This window comes from Streptomyces sp. NPDC002785, assembly GCF_040295565.1.
Classification (GTDB): Bacteria; Actinomycetota; Actinomycetes; order Streptomycetales; family Streptomycetaceae; genus Streptomyces.
This window is the reverse complement of record NZ_JBEOVN010000005.1, coordinates 42,280-56,221: the sequence shown is the minus strand read 5'-3', so window position 1 is coordinate 56,221 and position 13,942 is coordinate 42,280. Positions and strand designations below refer to the sequence as shown.

The 13,942-nt window shown below is 69.8% G+C and carries 16 protein-coding genes, 2 pseudogenes and 1 riboswitch; of the genes and pseudogenes, 6 read left to right on the top strand and 12 right to left on the bottom strand.

Going from position 1 to position 13,942, the window contains the following annotated elements; translation table 11 throughout:
- Positions 1–264: 264 nt before the first annotated feature.
- From ABTZ94_RS02885 to ABTZ94_RS02875, 3 genes are all read right to left on the bottom strand, one after another.
- On the bottom strand, positions 265–1,047 hold the full coding sequence (locus tag ABTZ94_RS02885; protein ID WP_351196815.1) for an enhanced serine sensitivity protein SseB C-terminal domain-containing protein: 783 nt from the start codon (positions 1,045–1,047) through the stop codon (positions 265–267).
- A 369-nt stretch (positions 1,048–1,416) separates the two neighbouring features.
- Positions 1,417–2,187, bottom strand: coding sequence for an enhanced serine sensitivity protein SseB (locus ABTZ94_RS02880; RefSeq protein ID WP_351196813.1), 771 nt, complete (start codon positions 2,185–2,187; stop codon positions 1,417–1,419).
- 82 nt (positions 2,188–2,269) lie between these two features.
- On the bottom strand, positions 2,270–2,947 hold the full coding sequence (locus tag ABTZ94_RS02875) for an AAA family ATPase (RefSeq protein ID WP_351196811.1): 678 nt from the start codon (positions 2,945–2,947) through the stop codon (positions 2,270–2,272).
- 159 nt (positions 2,948–3,106) lie between these two features.
- Positions 3,107–3,204: riboswitch (glycine riboswitch) on the top strand.
- Positions 3,205–3,347: 143 nt separating this feature from the next.
- On the opposite strand from ABTZ94_RS02875, the gene gcvT reads away from it, so the two are divergent.
- The 4 genes from gcvT to ABTZ94_RS02855 all read left to right on the top strand — a co-directional run bounded on the left by gcvT (position 3,348) and on the right by ABTZ94_RS02855 (position 7,775).
- On the top strand, positions 3,348–4,463 hold the full coding sequence (gene gcvT / locus ABTZ94_RS02870) for a glycine cleavage system aminomethyltransferase GcvT (protein ID WP_351196809.1): 1,116 nt from the start codon (positions 3,348–3,350) through the stop codon (positions 4,461–4,463).
- Positions 4,464–4,554: 91 nt separating this feature from the next.
- On the top strand, positions 4,555–4,932 hold the full coding sequence (gcvH, locus tag ABTZ94_RS02865) for a glycine cleavage system protein GcvH (RefSeq protein WP_351196807.1): 378 nt from the start codon (positions 4,555–4,557) through the stop codon (positions 4,930–4,932).
- Positions 4,933–4,951: 19 nt separating this feature from the next.
- A complete protein-coding gene (gene glyA / locus ABTZ94_RS02860; RefSeq protein ID WP_351196805.1) occupies positions 4,952–6,211 on the top strand; it encodes a serine hydroxymethyltransferase in 1,260 nt (419 codons plus the stop codon).
- A 181-nt stretch (positions 6,212–6,392) separates the two neighbouring features.
- Positions 6,393–7,775: an L-serine ammonia-lyase gene (locus ABTZ94_RS02855; protein ID WP_351196803.1), complete on the top strand. Its 1,383-nt coding sequence runs from the start codon at positions 6,393–6,395 to the stop codon at positions 7,773–7,775.
- 184 nt (positions 7,776–7,959) lie between these two features.
- Here ABTZ94_RS02855 and ABTZ94_RS02850 read toward each other — a convergent pair.
- From ABTZ94_RS02850 to ABTZ94_RS02835, 4 genes and pseudogenes are all read right to left on the bottom strand, one after another.
- A pseudogene (locus ABTZ94_RS02850) lies at positions 7,960–8,288 on the bottom strand (cation-transporting P-type ATPase); the annotation flags it as partial.
- A 40-nt stretch (positions 8,289–8,328) separates the two neighbouring features.
- Positions 8,329–8,688 carry an ArsR/SmtB family transcription factor gene (locus tag ABTZ94_RS02845; protein WP_351196801.1) on the bottom strand — a complete coding sequence of 120 codons (360 nt, stop codon included), beginning with the start codon at positions 8,686–8,688 and terminating at the stop codon, positions 8,329–8,331.
- A 109-nt stretch (positions 8,689–8,797) separates the two neighbouring features.
- Entirely contained in the window at positions 8,798–9,103 is a 306-nt protein-coding gene (locus ABTZ94_RS02840; RefSeq protein ID WP_351196800.1) for a hypothetical protein, read from the bottom strand.
- Positions 9,100–9,822 (bottom strand): HNH endonuclease family protein, encoded by a 723-nt coding sequence (locus tag ABTZ94_RS02835; protein ID WP_351196798.1) that lies wholly within the window; start codon positions 9,820–9,822, stop codon positions 9,100–9,102. The genes ABTZ94_RS02840 and ABTZ94_RS02835 overlap by 4 nt, the downstream gene beginning before the upstream one ends.
- A gap of 75 nt (positions 9,823–9,897) precedes the next feature.
- On the opposite strand from ABTZ94_RS02835, the gene ABTZ94_RS02830 reads away from it, so the two are divergent.
- Entirely contained in the window at positions 9,898–10,029 is a 132-nt protein-coding gene (locus ABTZ94_RS02830) for a hypothetical protein (protein ID WP_351196796.1), read from the top strand.
- 17 nt (positions 10,030–10,046) lie between these two features.
- Here the strand turns inward: ABTZ94_RS02830 and ABTZ94_RS02825 are convergent, their stop codons facing one another.
- From ABTZ94_RS02825 to ABTZ94_RS02810, 4 genes are all read right to left on the bottom strand, one after another.
- Positions 10,047–10,301: a hypothetical protein gene (locus tag ABTZ94_RS02825; protein ID WP_351196794.1), complete on the bottom strand. Its 255-nt coding sequence runs from the start codon at positions 10,299–10,301 to the stop codon at positions 10,047–10,049.
- 509 nt (positions 10,302–10,810) lie between these two features.
- Positions 10,811–11,395, bottom strand: a complete 585-nt coding sequence (locus tag ABTZ94_RS02820; protein WP_351196792.1) for a TerD family protein — start codon at positions 11,393–11,395, stop codon at positions 10,811–10,813.
- Between the two features lie 185 nt (positions 11,396–11,580).
- Entirely contained in the window at positions 11,581–11,847 is a 267-nt protein-coding gene (locus tag ABTZ94_RS02815) for a GlsB/YeaQ/YmgE family stress response membrane protein (protein WP_351196790.1), read from the bottom strand.
- A gap of 145 nt (positions 11,848–11,992) precedes the next feature.
- Complete coding sequence (locus tag ABTZ94_RS02810; RefSeq protein ID WP_351196908.1) at positions 11,993–12,235, bottom strand: hypothetical protein; 243 nt, start codon at positions 12,233–12,235, stop codon at positions 11,993–11,995.
- Positions 12,236–12,389: 154 nt separating this feature from the next.
- Here ABTZ94_RS02810 and ABTZ94_RS02800 point away from each other — a divergent pair.
- Positions 12,390–12,536, top strand: a pseudogene (locus ABTZ94_RS02800) (S-adenosylmethionine-dependent methyltransferase); the annotation flags it as partial.
- Between the two features lie 81 nt (positions 12,537–12,617).
- Here the strand turns inward: ABTZ94_RS02800 and ABTZ94_RS02795 are convergent.
- On the bottom strand, positions 12,618–13,868 hold the full coding sequence (locus ABTZ94_RS02795; protein WP_351196788.1) for an ATP-grasp domain-containing protein: 1,251 nt from the start codon (positions 13,866–13,868) through the stop codon (positions 12,618–12,620).
- Positions 13,869–13,942: the final 74 nt, after the last annotated feature.

Here is a 13,942-nt window from a genome sequence, read left to right as displayed (position 1 = left end):
CCGTTATCCGGACGGAAGTGAACGCCCCTCGAACACGTGTCAGTTGAGGCGGAAGGGGGCACGCGCGTAGATTCTCGTCGCTTTCACCATCAGATACGCCCAGCACGGAAATCTCGGACATGGAGAGTTCGCGCCTGTGGCGAGGGCCGGGCGACGCGCCGATTCACCCGAGCACGCACGGGAGCGGGCGGTCGCAATCCGGAAGTCGGGTGCGTACAGCGACATTTCGGGCGTCGGGAGCGTACGACTGCGCTACCGGCAGAGTCAGTACACGCCCTGCGGCGGCGGATAGCCGTAGCCCGCCACCGGGGCCGCCGGCGCGTGGGCCTCGCGGTCGTAGAACGGACGGGAGTTGGCGCGCAGCCACATCGCCACCGGGTCGTACTCGTCGGACATCGCGACGGTGGAGACGGGCAGCCCCTCCGGAACCGCGCCGATCGACTGCTGCATCATCGCGCGCACCGCGTCGACCGAGGTCTGGCTCGTGTCATAGAGGTCGAGACCGACGGCGAGATACGGGACGCCGAGCGCGGGCTGCACCCAGGCACGGCGCAGCGAGCGGATCACGGGGGTGTGATGGGCGTTCTGCGTGAGCAAGGCGTAGAACTGCGGGATCTCGATGGCCGGCTCGGTGAGCCGGAGCGGGCCCGCGGGCATCCGGTCGAGGCCGGTGGCGATCCGGCGCAGGTCCAGCCAGGGGATGCCGACGCCGCCGCCCGGGGCGTGCGGGTTGAGCCAGATGCCCCAGCGGTCGGGGAAGAGGGCGCGGGCGATGTCGCGGCCACCGACCAATTCATGGGCCCGGTTCCAGCCGCTGGCCGAGAGTTCCTGGGCGGAGGTCACACAGGGGGCGTAGCCGAGGCCGTCGATCTCCATGTTCCCGTACTGGGCGTCGGGCGAGCCCGCCCGGCCGTGCCAGAGGAGCATCCAGATCGGGCCGTTCGCGAGGGCCTGCAGCAGTGCCTCGTACGCGTCGTAGCGCCCGGGCGTGACTTGGCGCAGCATGTGCTCGACCTGCCCGGCCGCCGCGGTGCCTGACGCACTCACCTGGTCCCGCCCCTCTTCGATCCACTGTGTCGGCCCGCCGCTCCCGGGCCACACGGGTGCGGCATGATGCCGTGGCACCAGCCATCGAACCAGCTTAGACCGACCGGCAAATGGGAGGCGGCGTCGCGGGGCCAAGGGCTGTTCCGCAATCCCTGGTGGGCGCGCGACGACAGCTGCGGCACCTCGCCGCGCTGTCGGAACGCCCGAATACATCCAGCATGTGGGCGTCCCTCCGCCTTGCGATGCACCACATCTGACGCCGCGCGCTGATCCACCACGGATTACGGGACAGCCCTTGGGCGCCGAGTTGACGCCTCGGGTCGACGCGGTGATCCATTGCGAAGGCGTCCGCGGGCGCGGCGCCGGGCGCTACTGGCCCGCGCGCCGGTAGAAGGGCTGGACCTTCTCCCGCATCCAGTCGCCGACCGGGTCCTGCGCCACGTCGAGCAGGACCAGATTGACCGGCCAGGGCACCCCGACCCGGCCGAGCGCACGGCCGAGGGCGTCCATCGGAGCGTTGCGTCCGGCGCCCTCCCAGGTGGAGAACTCGACGCCGATGAAGAGGACGGGCTCGCCGCCCTCGATGCTGGCCAGCGCCCGGCGGGCGGTGAGCACGACACCGCTCTCCTCGAATTCGCCGGCCGCCGCGGAGAGGAAGTCGACGGGCTCCTCCTGCCAGGCCGGTTCGTACAGCCGGACCCTGCCTCCGCTGTCCGGTCCGTCCAGCGGGGTGCGTCCGGCGCGGCAGAGCTCCGCCACGGCGGGCGGCGGCAGCGGCATCCCGACGGCGCCGCCCGGGTTCACGGCGATGCCGAGCTGCGGGGGCAGGCCGCGGGCGAATTCGCGGGCGGGCGCGACGGTGAAGGGCATACGGGTGCCGACGCAGCTGAGGAACTGCTGTTCGGAGCTGAATACGGGAACGTACGCAGCGCCCTCGATCTCCAGCGTGGGCAGGTCCAGGTCGGGGGAGTCGGGTCCGCCGCCGTTGGGCAGGGGCACCCAGACGTTACTGCGCCCCAGCACCTCGACGAGGCGTCCGCCCGCCTCCGGGCTGCCCACCGAGGCCATCAGAACTTCTTCGAGCTCATTGGCCGGCCATCCGCTCTGCGGATGGGACTGGACCTGTGCCGGAATGTCCACTGCTTCCCCTTCTTGCCCGAGCCTTCCGGCAGAAGATTAACGTCCGGCCGCCAGGCCCTCCGGCCCCTCGCCCCCTCAGGCCCTATGCGTCCGCGAACGCGATCCGGCCCAGCTTGCCCGCCGCCTCCCGGTCGAGCAGCACCGCCGAAGCGCACCCGGGCGGCAGCAGGCCGGTCTCGGTGTTCCGCAGCAGCCTCCCCACCGCCCTGCGGTGCCGGGCAAACGCATATCCCGAGACGCCGCGTCCGCGCTCCCGTTGGCCCTCCCTCGCCGTCTGTGGTGTGACGTCGAGCAGGACGAGGTGCAGGGCGCGGCCCCGGCGCCGCGCGTCACGGGCCAGCCAGCCGCGTACCCACGACTGCGTTCCGCAGTCGTGGACGACGAGGGACTCACCGGAGCGCAGCGCCCGCCACAGCCCCCAGTAGTGGGCGACGCGAACGAGGGGGCGGTAGAGGGCATACGGGAATAAACGGGGCATCAGCCGCGCCCAGCGGTCCCGGGTGTCCTGGGAGTCGATGGCGCGGACCGTGGTGACCGCACGCCGGATGAGCGTCGATTTGCCGCCGCCGGGCAGCCCGGAGACCACCACCACGTCGCCCGCCGCGAAATGCAGGCTGCGCGGGCTGCGCCCGGCCCGCTCCCGCAGATCCCGTACGACGGGCGCGTGCGTGCCGAGCGTTTCCGCAGCTTGAGCCCCTGGCTGTGCGGGCATCGCGCCGTGCGCGGCCCCCGCGGTCGTCGCGTACCGCTGCAACGTCATCGCCCTCCCCCTGTCGGGTCACCCCACGTATGCCCATGAAGTGTAAAGAAAAGGCAATGCGGCACAACCATCCGCGCCGCAGTTTTCCCGTGAGGGACCGGGGCTCCACTCCGGTGCGATGCATGCAATGATGACCCGGCCAACTGCATAAAGGCCGCTTGAATCCGCGCGGGAGAGTTCCGGTCACTGCATGTGCCGGGCGCCGAAGGAGCAAGTTCCTCCCTTGAATCTCTCAGGCCCCGTACCGCGTGGATGAGGCAGATCTGAAAAGCGGGCCGCTTCTGCGGCTCCACCCAAGGTGCAAGCCGACTCCCTTCAGGGGGCTCTCGGCGAACCTCTCAGGTTCCGATGACAGATGGGGAGGGATTTTCCTCGTCGTCATGCCCTGGGAGCCACATCCATGAGCACCGCCCCCCGTCTCACCGCCCTCGATGCCCTGCACCGTTCGCTGGGCGCGACCATGACCGACTTCGCGGGCTGGGACATGCCCCTGCGGTACGCCAGCGAGCGCGACGAGCACAACGCGGTGCGCACCAGGGCCGGTCTCTTCGACCTGTCGCACATGGGCGAGATCACCGTCACCGGCCCCGCGGCCGCGGCGTTCCTGAACTTCGCGCTGGTCGGCAACATCGGCACCGTCGCCGTCGGCCGCGCCCGCTACACGATGATCTGCGCCGAGGACGGCGGCATCCTCGACGACCTGATCGTCTACCGCCTGGGTGACACCGAATACATGGTCGTCGCCAACGCCGGGAACGCCCAGATCGTGCTGGACGCGCTGACCGCGCGGGCCGAAGGCTTCGACGCCGAGGTGCGCGACGACCGCGACGCGTACGCGCTGCTCGCCGTCCAGGGCCCCGAGTCCCCCGCCATCCTTGCCTCCGTCACCGATGCCGACCTGGACGGTCTGAAGTACTACGCCGGCCTGCCCGGCACGGTCGCCGGTGTCCCCGCGCTGATCGCCCGTACCGGCTACACCGGCGAGGACGGCTTCGAGCTGTTCGTCGCCCCCGAGCACGCCGAGCACCTGTGGAAGGCCCTCACCGAGGCGGGCGCCTCCCGCGGCCTGATCCCGTGCGGGCTCTCCTGCCGCGACACGCTGCGCCTGGAGGCCGGCATGCCGCTCTACGGGCACGAGCTGACCACCGACCTGACCCCGTTCGACGCCGGTCTGGGCCGGGTCGTGAAGTTCGAGAAGGAGGGCGACTTCGTCGGCCGCAGGGCCCTCCAGGCCGCCGCCGAGCGCGCCGAGACCGCCCCGCCCCGCAAGCTGGTCGGACTGATCGCCGAGGGCCGCCGGGTGCCGCGCGCCGGCTTCTCCGTCGTCGTCGAGGGCCAGTTCGTCGGCCAGGTCACCTCGGGCGCCCCGTCGCCCACCCTGGGCAAGCCGATCGCCATCGCATACGTGGACGCCTCGCACGCCACGCCCGGCACCGCGGGCGTCGGAGTGGACATCCGGGGCAGCCACGAGCCGTACGAGGTCGTGGCGCTGCCGTTCTACAAGCGCCAGAAGTGACGTCCGCGCACCTCGGAAGTGACGCAGTCGCGTCTCACACCGTAAGACCACCGTTCATCAGCACTCCCCCGCGTACAGGAGAATTCAGGACATGAGCAACCCCCAGCAGCTGCGGTACAGCAAGGAGCACGAGTGGCTGTCGGCCGTCGAGGAGGGTGTGGCCACGATAGGCATCACCGAGCACGCGGCCAACGCGCTCGGCGATGTCGTCTTCGTCCAGCTCCCCGAGGTCGGTGACACGGTGACCGCGGGCGAGACCTGCGGTGAGCTGGAGTCGACCAAGTCGGTCAGCGACCTGTACTCGCCGGTGACCGGCGAGGTCACCGAGGCGAACCAGGATGTCGTGGACGACCCGTCGCTGGTGAACTCCGCTCCCTTCGAGGGCGGCTGGCTGTTCAAGGTACGCATGGCGGAGGAGCCGAAGGACCTGCTCTCCGCCGACGAGTACACCGAGTTCTCCGGCAACTGAGACCCAAAGGGACCACCTGATGTCGCTTCTCAACTCCTCCCTCCACGAGCTGGACCCGGACGTCGCCGCCGCTGTCGACGCCGAGCTCCACCGTCAGCAGTCCACCCTCGAAATGATCGCCTCGGAGAACTTCGCTCCGGTCGCGGTCATGGAGGCCCAGGGCTCCGTCCTCACCAACAAGTACGCCGAGGGCTACCCCGGCCGCCGCTACTACGGCGGCTGTGAGCACGTCGACGTCGTCGAGCAGATCGCCATCGACCGCATCAAGGCCCTGTTCGGCGCCGAGGCCGCGAACGTCCAGCCGCACTCCGGTGCGCAGGCCAACGCCGCCGCGATGTTCGCGCTGCTGAAGCCGGGCGACACGCTCATGGGCCTGAACCTGGCCCACGGCGGTCACCTGACCCACGGCATGAAGATCAACTTCTCCGGCAAGCTCTACAACGTGGTCCCGTACCACGTCGACGACACCGGCGTCGTGGACATGGCCGAGGTCGAGCGTCTGGCCAAGGAGTCCAGGCCGAAGCTGATCGTCGCCGGCTGGTCCGCGTACCCCCGTCAGCTGGACTTCGCCGCCTTCCGCCGCATCGCGGACGAGGTCGGCGCGTACCTGATGGTCGACATGGCGCACTTCGCCGGCCTGGTGGCCGCGGGCCTGCACCCCAACCCGGTGCCGCACGCCCATGTCGTCACGACCACCACGCACAAGACCCTCGGCGGTCCGCGCGGTGGCGTCATCCTGTCGACGCAGGAACTCGCCAAGAAGATCAACTCGGCGGTCTTCCCGGGCCAGCAGGGTGGTCCGCTGGAGCACGTGATCGCGGCCAAGGCCGTCTCGTTCAAGGTCGCGGCGACCGAGGAGTTCAAGGAGCGCCAGCAGCGCACCCTGGACGGCGCCCGCATCCTCGCCGAGCGCCTGGTCCAGCCGGACGTCACCGAGGTCGGTGTCTCCGTGCTGTCCGGTGGTACGGACGTCCACCTGGTCCTCGTCGACCTGCGCAACTCCGAGCTGGACGGCCAGCAGGCCGAGGACCGGCTGCACGAGCTGGGCATCACGGTCAACCGGAATGCCATCCCGAACGACCCGCGGCCTCCGATGGTCACCTCGGGTCTGCGGATCGGTACGCCGGCCCTGGCCACCCGCGGTTTCCAGGCCGAGGACTTCACCGAGGTCGCGGAGATCATCGCGGCGGCGCTCAAGCCGTCCTACGACGCGGATGCCCTGAAGGCCCGCGTCGTCGCGCTGGCCGAGAAGTTCCCGCTGTACCCCGGCCTGAAGTAGTCCGGGACAGAGGTTGTCCTGAAAGTAACCCGGGACACAGTTCGTCACCTTTCGGGCGGGGCACCGCGCACACTGGGCAGTGGGCGCGGTGCCCCATCCCATGTCCCCACTGCTCTTCGGGCCGACCGGTCCGCACCACCCGGCAGACAACGGCGTCTACCAACCCCTTAGGAGTCACACCGTGGCCATCTCGGTCTTCGACCTGTTCTCGATCGGCATCGGCCCGTCCAGCTCCCATACGGTCGGCCCGATGCGCGCGGCCCGTATGTTCGCGCGCCGGCTGAAGAACGAGGGCCTCATCGCCCACACCGTCTCCATACGTGCCGAGCTGTACGGCTCGCTCGGTGCGACCGGTCACGGCCACGGCACCCCCAAGGCCGTCCTGCTCGGTCTGGAGGGCGAGTCGCCGCGTACCGTCGATGTGGAGTTGGCCGACGACCGGGTGGAGCGGATCCGTACCACCGGGCGGATCAATCTGCTCGGCATGCACGAGATCGACTTCGACGCCGACGAGCAGCTGATCCTGCACCGCCGCAAGGCGCTTCCGTACCACGCCAACGGCATGACGATCTTCGCCTTCGACCGCGAGGGCGCCCCTCTCCTGGAGAAGACCTATTACTCCGTCGGTGGTGGCTTCGTCGTCGACGAGGATGCGGTGGGCGAGGACCGCATCGTCCTCGACGACACCGTGCTGAAGCACCCCTTCCGCACCGGCGACGAACTGCTGCGGCTCTCGAAGGAAACCGGCCTGTCCATCTCCTCGCTGATGCTGGAGAACGAGAAGTCCTGGCGCACCGAGGACGAGATCCGCTCGGGTCTGCTGGGCATCTGGCGCGTCATGCAGGCCTGCGTCTCGCGCGGCATGTCCCGCGAGGGCATCCTGCCCGGCGGCCTCAAGGTCCGCCGCCGCGCCGCGAACACTGCCCGTCAGCTGCGCGCCGAGGGCGACCCGCACATGCTCGCGATGGAGTGGATCACTCTCTACGCGATGGCGGTCAACGAGGAGAACGCGGCGGGCGGCCGCGTCGTCACCGCACCCACCAACGGCGCCGCGGGCATCATCCCGGCCGTGCTGCACTACTACATGAACTTCGCGGCCGGCGGCGCCACCGAGGCGGAGAAGGAGGACAGCGTCGTCCGTTTCCTCCTCGCCGCCGGAGCCATCGGCATGCTCTTCAAGGAGAACGCCTCCATCTCCGGCGCCGAGGTCGGCTGCCAGGGCGAGGTCGGCTCCGCCTGCTCCATGGCCGCGGGCGCTCTCGCCGAGGTCCTCGGCGGCACCCCCGAGCAGGTCGAGAACGCCGCCGAGATCGGCATGGAACACAACCTCGGCCTGACCTGCGACCCGGTCGGCGGCCTCGTCCAGATCCCGTGCATCGAGCGCAACGGCATGGCCGCGGTCAAGGCCGTCACGGCGGCGAAGATGGCGCTGCGCGGCGACGGCAGCCACAAGGTCTCTCTCGACAAGGTCATCAAGACCATGAAGGAGACGGGCGCGGACATGAGCGTGAAGTACAAGGAGACGGCCCGCGGCGGGCTCGCGGTGAACATCATCGAGTGCTGAGGGGGCGGGCCCTGACCAGCGCGTTTGCTTCTTTCAGCACTGTCAGGGCCTTCCCTGCTCACCCGGCGGAAAGTCCCTGGAATCAGCGTGAGGACGGCGGCGAGCAGCACGTGGTACAGCCGCGGCCCGAGCGGTGACAGGGGCAGCGGGATACCGATCGCGGCGAGGGCGGCGGCCGCGTACCGGAGCGGTCGGCCCGGTGCTCCCCGGAGGAGCACAGCAGGCAGCTGACCACGACCAGGGCGAGGATCACGCTCCGGTGCCCCAGGCGGCGACCGCGGCCGACACCAGGCCGAGGCAGAGCAGCACCGCGGGGAAAGGATCGCGCAGACTGCGTAGAAAACGCCGGGGCCAGGAGACCGGCCGCCGGACGGACAGCAGGTTCTCCCCGTACCGGTCCAGCCTCCGCTCGGCCTCCGCGTCGGTCAGCCCACGCGGTCCGCTGTCCAACTGGCGCATCACCTGGAGCGCCGTGAGCGCGACCCTGTGCCGCCTTCCCGGTCGACGCGGCAATGCGCTGGACTCCGGAACGAGAGGGTCCGGAGCAGCCGTCTCAGTGACCGGAGCCGCTGCGCCGTACAAGCGTCGAGGTCCGGACGGCACGCGCGGTGAGCTGACCGACCATCACCCGGACCATCGCCACCACATCGGGGTCGTCGACGAAGTAGACCTGACGCCGTCCCTCACGCCGCGAGCGCACCAGACCCGCCAACTTCAGCTTGGTCAGATGCTGACTGACCGCCGGCAGCGCACCACCCACCCGCTCCGCGAGCCCGGTCACATCGCTCTCGCCCTGCGCGAGCGCCCACACGATGTGCAGCCGCGCAGGCGAGGAGAGCAGTCCGAAGGCGGCGGCGGCCTGCGCCAGTACCTCGGCGGGAGGGTCCGCGAAGTCGCCCGCGTCTGTCGCCACCGTGGCTCTCCCATCCCGAGTAGGTCCGAAGCCCCAAGTCTAGGGCCGTGCCGGTCTTGTCCCCTCTCATCGTCGGTGGGGGCTGTTGCCGGGGTTGGGCCGGCTCCGTTCAAGCCGGCCTCTCGCCCTCGTTGGGGACGCGGGCTCCGCCGCCCTGGCGGACGCGGTCGAGAACGGCGGCGTGCAGGTGCGTGAGTCCGCCGGGCGGTACGGGTGCCGGGCTGCCGGTGAGGGTGTACCACTCGTCGGCGTCCGTGTACTGGACCAGAACGGCGGCCCGGCCGTCTGAGAGCGGGCTTGTGGCGACGGTGAGATCGCCGGTGATGACGCCGACCTCGTCGGTCATCGCGCCGCCGGGGCCGGCCTTCACGTGATCCAGGTGCGCGTCCGGGCGGGGGGTGGGGGTGTCGGTCATGGGGAGCAAGTGTCCAGCATCTGACCGAGCATGTCCTTCTCCGCCACGGTTACCGACAGCTCGTACGTGGCCTTGACCGACGTCCAGGCCCGGGCGTAGGCGCACCAGTAGGTCTTCGACGGCGGCTGCCACTCGTCGGGGCCCTGGTCGCCCTTGGAGCGGTTGGAGGCGGCCGAGACGGCCAGGAGCTGCGGGTGGGTCAGGTCGTTTGCGAAGTCCTTTCGCTTCTCCTGGGTCCACTTGTTCGCGCCGGACCGCCAGGCGTTGGCCAGGGGCACGGTGTGGTCGATGTCCAGGTCCGCGGCGGCCTTGAACGTCTTGTCGTCGTAGACGCTGACCCAGGTCCCGGATACCGGACGGCACTCGGAGTCCCGCTGGACGTTCATGCCGTCGCGGTTCAGTACGGTCTCGCGGGTGTTGCAGCTCTCTCCCTGCGAGGCCCAGTGCCGGAACTTGTCGCGGCTGTAGCCGGACATCGAACCGTGGGGAGCCACCTTCAGCTCGGCGAGCTGCGTATGCGCCTGCTCGGCGGTCGGCATACCCGGCAGCGTCCCGTCGGCCTCCGCAGGCCCCCCGCCGGCCGCGCCACTACGTGCAGGGGCCGGCTTGGCATCCCCTGCTCCCGGGGACTTGTCGCCGTTCTCCGCCGAGCAGCCCGCCGCCGTGAGCAGGGCCGCTGCCGCCATACCCGCTATCCATACATGCTTCTGACGTGCCATGACCTGATCCATTCCCTGTGCCTGGGTTCGTACGCGCGGCAGCGTATCTGTTCGATCAGCGCCTGCCTTCCCGTCATGCCGCTGTGGGCCCTGGCGTGGGAACGTGGCGGCGAACGCCAACAGCGTCGGGAGGCCCTCATGTTCGAGACCCTGAAGAACCTCAAGGACAGGGCCCAGGAATACATCGAGAAACTCGGCGACAAATAGCACGCCGAGGGGCCGACTCACCGGCCGAGATGCCGCCGGACGAAGGGCGCCGAGCCGAGAACGAGCGCGGTGAAGGCGAGCAGCCGTTGGAGGCCGGGCTGAGCGGCGATGTCGCTGTGCTGGATCCCGTACGTGGCGTACCAGTTGACGGCGAGGCCGGTCGCCATGATGGCGCAGGCGAGGTCGACGCCCCGGCGCTTGCCGGCGATCAGGAGCCCGGCGGCGAGCGAGTCGAAGAAGGCCGGCGAGGACCAGCTGGTCGGCAGCGGCACATGACTCTGCCGCCCGCGCCGTGAGGGACGGGGTGCTCGTACGGCCGGGCGCCGCAGCCGAGAACCTCACCAGCGCTCCCCAAGCCGCGCACACAGCGCTGACCGGATTCCGACCGCACCGGGACGATCTGCTGATCCGGCTGGCCGATACCCGGCCCACCATCGTCGAGTCGGCGATCACCTCCGCCCCCGGTCAGCCACCGGTGCCCGACCGCACACTCCTGATCGGCGGGAACTCCCGGGCGGCGAACTCATCACCTTGCTGGGCAGCTTCGTCGAGCCCGGGTCGGTCCTGGACATCGCCGCCCCACGGCAGCCAGAGCGGCTCCCGTGGGGGGACGTGGAGAACCTCACCGTGGGCTACAAGCACTGCGAACCCACGCGTAGACCGTCGTTGGAAACCCTGGACCTGGGCGGCTACCAGCACATCGTCGTCCTGACGGACGACAGCATCGCAGGCCGCGCCTGTGGGCCCGAGCGCCACGCGGGCGCCGGGCCGCGGGGACGTACTACTTACTGACGGCGAAGCGCATCAGGGCATGTTCGTCGCCCTGCTTGATCTTCGCCGTCACATTGATCACTTCGAGCTTCCAGGTGCCGCCGACACGCATGGCCTTGGCCACGGCACAGCCGTTGTCCTGGGTGAGGAGGCTGGGCCAGATGTCGGCGACCTGCTGGGAGCTTCCGCCGGTCGCGTCGTACACCTTGAAGCTGATGTTGCGCGCCTTCTGAAAGGAGCTGCCCTTCTTGTAGGCGGCGGCGACGAACACGATCGACGTGATGTGGGGCGGGATCTGCGCGAACTCGACCGTCACGGTCTCGTCGTCGCCGTCTCCGTGCCCGGTCTGGTTGTCGCCGCTGTGCACCAAGGAGCCGTTGCCCATGGGGTCGAGAGAGTCCAGGCCCGCCAGCCGCACCGGGTCGCCCTCGTGCATGGCGATGGCGATCAGGTCGAGATCGGTGCCTTTCTTCTGGCGGAGCTTGCCCAGCACGCCGCCGCTGCTGCCGATGGTGGGGTCCCAGGACACTCCGATGGACAGATGGGTCACCCCGTCCAGATCCGCCGGGCCGGCTTCCTTCGTGAGCGTGATCATGTGTGAATCGTCCTCTTGGTGATGGGGGTTCGACAAACAGAGTGTGCCTGGCGCTTTGGTGGCTCCCCGCGAGGGGCCCTGTCCGTGAGCGGCAGCGGAGAAGCGCGGGCACTGATGGGCGCGAGGGCGTGCGGACCTGCGGCAGGCAGGGGCCGGGTTGCTGCTCGGGCGGGTGCGGCGGCGGTTCAGTCCCGTGAGTTGCCGAAGAGGAGGCGGTACCCGATGAGCAGGACGAGGGAGCCACCGATGGCCGCGCCCCAGGTTGCGAGGTCGAAGAACTCCTTCTGGATCGGGCGGTCGAGGAGCTTGGCGGATATCCATCCACCGAGGAACGCCCCGGCGACGCCGATCAGGGTCGTGCCGATCAGACCGCCCGGGTCCCGCCCGGGAAGGAGGACCTTGGCGATGACTCCGGCAAGAAGTCCGAGAACGATCCAGCTGATGATGCCCACGTCGTGATCCCCTCGTGGCTCGCCGGGCCCGGGATCGGGCCTGGGATGCGAATGGCGTATTGCGCAGTTGCGCAACTGTACCGACACTGCCGGAGACGCCGTACGGGCGGCATCGGTTGCGTTGACCGAAGCCGTGACCGCCCGGCTACGCCACCACGTGGATGCTGCCCCGCTCGCTGCTACCGATACGGCTTCCGGGGCCGGGGCACCGATTCCAGCTCCTGGGTGACGGCAGTTCGACTCGCAGTTGCCTGACGAACCGGGCGCCTGCGCGTCTTGAGGGGTGGCACGGCGACAGGGGCAGCCCGTGCCCGATGGCATTGCCGGCGCCGACGCCGTAGGTGAACTCCTTGGCGATCCGCAGGGGGCGGCGAAGCGGCTTCCGCATGCCGTTCCTCCCGGAGCGCTTGGCGCGGGTCGTACTGGAAACCAGGCCGACGCCAGTGAGGCCCCTGGCCGCGTGGGGTCTTCCAGGAAGCCTCGCCGGCCCACGAGACAGCCTGCGCCCTGCGCGACCTCGGCCGGCCGCGTGACGCAGAGATGTAGACGGCACTCCCGTGATCGACCTGGCGCCCTGCTTCGAGCAGATGGGGCCGCGAGGTCCTGTTCGTCAGCCGGCCTGGCCCGGCGAGATGCTCGATCCGTGCTACTGGGCGGACGGGAGCGAGCGTCCGGCGGGCAACGAATAGCCCTGCCGACCAGTCAGAGTTGTGGTCTTCGGGGCCTGTCCCCTCCTCGGGCACAGGCCCCCACCCCGTCGCGGAGCGCCGTCACCCCCCGGCCGGTTCGATGGCCAGCTCGAGCGTGTCCCTGACCCGGCCCAACAGTTCCACGACGCCGGGGTAGTCGGGTGCGGACACCCACACGCCGATCGGGATGTTCAGGGTGTTGTCCGTGACCGGCACGTAGTCGCCCGGCTCGTAGATCGACAGCACCTTGTCGACACCCGGCATGTTCCGGACCTCGTCCAGGCCGCGGATCTCCTTGAGAATGCCGGGAGGGCCGTCGTTGCGGATGGCGCTCGCGCCGCAGGACTGCCTGAAGTGCACCGGCGCCGCCAGACAGGCCGGACGGACGCCGAGGTAGCAGTCGAGTGCCTGCTCGAAGGGGTTCAGGTCGGTGTGCGCGAGCCACTGGTCCGTCATCGGACCGCCGGGCAGACGCGCGCCGACCTCCATGAGATGGACGCCGTCCGGGCCGATCTTGACCTCGGTGTGGCTGGGGCCCAGCCGTACCTCGAACGCTGTCAGGGCCTCGCGCACGTAGTCGGCCGCGGCCTGCCAGTCGGGATCGTCCTCGGGCAGCTTGGCCGACTCCCAGTACGGGAAGTCGTAGTCGCTGTCGTCGGGCTGCCGGTACTCCCAGATGTCCACGATGCGGTGCTCGCCGTCATGGCTGAAGCAGTTCACGGCCAGCTCGCGACCGCGGATGTACTGCTCGACGAGCCACTCGTCGACCTGCCAGCCGAACTGGTTCTTCGCGTGCATCGTGGACGTCTGCGCCGCGTCCTCGGGGGTGCTCAGCAGGTACGTGCCGTAGGAGCCGGCTCCCGTGGTGTGCTTGGCGATCGCCGGGAAGCCGATCTCCGAGGCCGCCGCGGCGATCTTCGCTGTGCTGTCGACGAGGACGAACCGGGGGATGCGCAGGCCCGCCTCGACCGCGACCCGGCGCATGTCCGCCTTGTTCCGGCGGGCGGACGCCCGGGCGATCCCGTTGCCGGGCAGCGACATCCGGTCCGCCAGGGTGTCGGCCAGGTGCACCGCGGAGTCCATGGCCGGGACCACGCCGATGAGGTTCACGCCGAGCGTGTCGAGCCGGGCGAGGATCTCGTCGGCGTCGGCGGAGTAGATGCTGATGTCGTCGCCGTCCGCGTGATCGGGCCAGTTCTCCGCGATCACGTCCTTGGCCACGGTGTACACCGAAACAGTCGTGAAGCCTCGCCGGTGTGCTTCGGTCTTGTAATGGGCGCCGGTGCGAACGGGGTCCAGAAGCAGAACAGCTGGTGAGTCGTTGACAGGCATGGTCTGAGCAATCTCCTGTGGAGGCGTGCGGGACGAGCGGCGAGCGGACTTCCGGCGTGCGGGAGCGTCGCGGC

What these genes read in the sequence shown, in the direction of transcription:
- ABTZ94_RS02810 (WP_351196908.1), bottom strand. Translation starts at nt 12,235, where the DNA reads ATGCGGAAGCCGCTTCGCCGCCCCCTGCGGATCGCCAAGGAGTTCACC.
- gcvT (WP_351196809.1), top strand. Translation starts at nt 3,348, where the DNA reads ATGAGCACCGCCCCCCGTCTCACCGCCCTCGATGCCCTGCACCGTTCG.
- gcvH (WP_351196807.1), top strand. Translation starts at nt 4,555, where the DNA reads ATGAGCAACCCCCAGCAGCTGCGGTACAGCAAGGAGCACGAGTGGCTG.
- ABTZ94_RS02875 (WP_351196811.1), bottom strand. Translation starts at nt 2,947, where the DNA reads ATGACGTTGCAGCGGTACGCGACGACCGCGGGGGCCGCGCACGGCGCG.
- ABTZ94_RS02830 (WP_351196796.1), top strand. Translation starts at nt 9,898, where the DNA reads ATGCCGCTGTGGGCCCTGGCGTGGGAACGTGGCGGCGAACGCCAACAG.
- ABTZ94_RS02840 (WP_351196800.1), bottom strand. Translation starts at nt 9,103, where the DNA reads ATGACCGACACCCCCACCCCCCGCCCGGACGCGCACCTGGATCACGTG.
- glyA (WP_351196805.1), top strand. Translation starts at nt 4,952, where the DNA reads ATGTCGCTTCTCAACTCCTCCCTCCACGAGCTGGACCCGGACGTCGCC.
- ABTZ94_RS02820 (WP_351196792.1), bottom strand. Translation starts at nt 11,395, where the DNA reads ATGATCACGCTCACGAAGGAAGCCGGCCCGGCGGATCTGGACGGGGTG.
- ABTZ94_RS02795 (WP_351196788.1), bottom strand. Translation starts at nt 13,868, where the DNA reads ATGCCTGTCAACGACTCACCAGCTGTTCTGCTTCTGGACCCCGTTCGC.
- ABTZ94_RS02835 (WP_351196798.1), bottom strand. Translation starts at nt 9,822, where the DNA reads ATGGCACGTCAGAAGCATGTATGGATAGCGGGTATGGCGGCAGCGGCC.